Origin of the sequence: Embleya sp. NPDC059213 (assembly GCF_042754445.1) — a bacterium.
Taxonomy (GTDB): Bacteria; Actinomycetota; Actinomycetes; order Streptomycetales; family Streptomycetaceae; genus Embleya.
This window is the reverse complement of record NZ_JBHZAV010000397.1, coordinates 1-2,126: the sequence shown is the minus strand read 5'-3', so window position 1 is coordinate 2,126 and position 2,126 is coordinate 1. Positions and strand designations below refer to the sequence as shown.

1 protein-coding gene is annotated in these 2,126 nt (G+C 67.9%); it reads right to left on the bottom strand.

The window, feature by feature from the left end; all coding sequences use genetic code 11:
• Positions 1-509: 509 nt before the first annotated feature.
• Positions 510-1,678 (bottom strand): IS3 family transposase gene (locus ACFXMF_RS47560; protein WP_379991985.1). Its coding sequence is split into 2 segments (ribosomal slippage): positions 510-1,429 and positions 1,429-1,678, totalling 1,170 coding nucleotides; the frame shifts between segments, so codons are not numbered across the junction.
• Between the last annotated feature and the right edge of the window lie 448 nt (positions 1,679-2,126).

Here is a 2,126-nt window from a genome sequence, read left to right as displayed (position 1 = left end):
CTGCCCACCAAGACGCACCCGCAGGCCACACACGCCCGACCCACCCGGAAAGGCTCCCCGGCGAACCTCACCGGGCAGCCCCACCCGCTCCGCCGTTGCCAGCGCCTTTCCGGGCGAGCAACGCCCACGTCTCGCCGGGGATCTCAGGGCTCCTGACCACCGGTGACGGTGGGACCGGGCCCACCTCCACCGGCCCACGCCGACCGTTTAGCACTGAGCCACCCGCTGCCCACCAAGACGCAACCGCAGGCCACACACGCCCGGCCCACCCGGAAAGGTTCCCCGGCGAACCTCACCGGGCCGCCCCACCCGCTCCGCCGTTGCCGGCGCCTTTCCGGCGAGCAACACCCACGTCTCACCGGGGAACCCAGGGCTCCCGGCCACCGGTGACCCCGGGACCGGGCCCACCTCCGCCGATCCACGCCGACCGTTTAGCCCTGAGCCACCCGCTGCCCACCAAGACGCAACTGAGGTGCCCCGCGTTTTCCGGACGCCTTGTTCGCTGTCGTTTATGCGGCGAGTCCGAGCTCGTGGTGGTTTTGCAGGGCTTCGAGTGGTGTGCGATAGCCCAGGGCGGAGTGGAGTCGTCGGCGATTGTAGAAGCCCTCGATGTATCTGACAACCTCGCGGCGTGCCTTCGCGTGGTTCGTGAAGACGTAGCGGTTGAGGCATTCGTTTTTCAGTGCGCCGAAGAAGGATTCGGCCATTGCGTTGTCCCAGCAGACGCCGGTGCGTCCGACCGATTGGCGCATGTCGAGGTGATCCAGGGTCCGGGCGAATTCCTGTGAAGTGTAGTTGCTGCCGCGATCCGAGTGGAAGATCGCGTCCTTCTTCATTTTCATGCGGCTGCGGGCCATGTCGAGTGCCGAGGTGACGAGTGAGGTTTTGTAATGGTCGGCCATCGCCCATCCCACGACGGCCTTGCTGTGGCAGTCGATGACCGTGGCGAGATAAAGGAATCCCTCCCACGTCGGAATGTAGGTGACATCTCCGACGAGTTTGGTTCCCGGCCGGTCCGAGGTGAAATCCCGGCGGACGAGGTCCGGGATGCGCGGGTGCGCGTCCCCGGGCAGCGTCGTAACGGCCCTCCACGGCCGGGGTTGGCAGGGCACGAGCCCCAGCTCGCGCATCAGCGCGCGGACCCGCTCCGGCGAGGCCCTCTCGCCGGAGCGGGCCAGGACGGCGTGCACGCGCCGATATCCGTAGGTCTCGTGATTCGCCGCGAATATCTCCTTGATCGCCGCGATCAGGTGTCGGCGTCGTCGCGCCGTGGCGGATTCCGGGCGGGTCCGCCATTCGTAGTATCCGGATCGGGAGACGTCGAGCCATCGGCACATGTCGGCGATGCGAAAGCTTGCCTTCTCCGCGTCGACGAGTTCATAGCGGGAACTCACCGATGGTTGCGGGCGAAGAAGGCGCTTGCTTTTACCAGGAACGCGTTCTCCTCGCGGAGTTTCCGGTTCTCGCGTTCGAGTTCCCGTTCCCGCGCGGTCACGGGTTCATCGCCTCGCGGCGTCGATCCGGAATCCGTCAAAGACCTGCGGTATTGCGCGACCCAGTTCCCGAGCGTGGTGTCGTTGACACCCAGCTCGCGCGCGACCTGGATGATCGGACGGGGGCCGTCCAACACCAGGCGAACGGCTTCGTCCTTGAACTGCTGTGTATATCTCTTTGGCACGTGCTTTCTCTTTCCGGTTTCCTACAACCCTACGCGGGTCGCTGTCCGGAAGATCAAGGGCACCTCAAACCGCAGGCCACACACGCCCGGCCCACCCGGAAAGGTTCCCCGGCGAACTGAGGTTGCCCCTGGATCATGGGCACCGAGGCCCGCCACGGCGTGGGGCGCCGACGCCGTGGCGGGCCCGGACCCCTCGACGCGCACCGGCCCCGAGGACGGCGGTCCGCGGTGGCCGGACACCGCCGTCCCGCCGCCACCGGCACGCGCATCGCCGCTGTCGGCGACCACCACCTCCCGCACGACCGCCGGCGCGTCGGATGCACGCTCGCGTCGGCGCCATCGCACGGTGGCCGCCTCGCCTTCCCCGATGCCCCGGCGCCCGATCGTGGCGTACCCGGTCAGGGACGGCGGTCGATCCCGGTGTCGGCACTGCTGCCGGGACCATCGG